1 protein-coding gene is annotated in these 234 nt (G+C 80.8%); it reads left to right on the top strand.

Annotated elements, in window-relative coordinates; translation table 11 throughout:
- Positions 1–234: gamma-glutamyltransferase (locus KVT45_RS55775; RefSeq protein ID WP_217562790.1), on the top strand; the 234-nt coding region annotated here is incomplete at both ends.

Here is a 234-nt window from a genome sequence, read left to right as displayed (position 1 = left end):
GTCGTCCACGCACTGGCTGGCCTCCCAGTCGGCGCTGGCCGTCCTGGAGAACGGCGGCCACGCGTACGACGCGGCCGGCGCCGGCGCCTTCGTCCTGCACGTGGTCGGGCCGCACCCCAACGGGCCGGCCGGCGAGGTGCCGTTCCTGCTCGCCCCCGCCGGCCGCGGGGGGCGGGGGCTGCGCGGACAGGGTGTGGCCCCGGCCGGCGCCGCCGTCGCCCCTTACCGGGGGCT

Origin of the sequence: Streptomyces sp. GbtcB6, from assembly GCF_019091475.1 — a bacterium.
Lineage (GTDB): Bacteria > Actinomycetota > Actinomycetes > Streptomycetales > Streptomycetaceae > Streptomyces > Streptomyces hyaluromycini.
The sequence above is the reverse complement of the archived record's forward strand: the minus strand, read 5'-3'. Positions and strand labels throughout refer to the sequence as shown.